The organism is Bradyrhizobium sp. Ken51 (assembly GCF_055807435.1).
The window spans coordinates 1-276 of record NZ_JBVVPB010000166.1; the positions used below are offsets into that span (position 1 = coordinate 1).

Consider the following 276-nt stretch of genomic DNA (forward strand, 5'->3'; position numbering starts at 1 on the left):
GCGTTCGGACGGGTCGCGGCCGAGCTTGGACTGCAGCTCGACGAGGTCGGTGAAGACGTCGGCCTGGCGGCGCAGCTCGTCGGCGATCATCGGCGGCTGGCTGGCGATCGTGGAAATCACGGTGACCCGCACGCCGCGGCGCTGAACGGCCTCGACCAGAGAGCGGAAGTCGCCGTCACCCGAGAACAGCACCATCTGATCGATGTGCTCGGCGAGCTCCATCGCGTTCACGGCGAGCTCGATGTCCATGTTGCCCTTGACCTTGCGGCGGCCGGA

1 protein-coding gene is annotated in these 276 nt (G+C 67.8%); it reads right to left on the reverse strand.

What is annotated here, in order from left to right; all coding sequences use genetic code 11:
- Positions 1–276, reverse strand: a 276-nt coding sequence (locus AC0L27_RS41320) for an NYN domain-containing protein (protein WP_473323880.1), incomplete at both ends; no start/stop codon positions are given.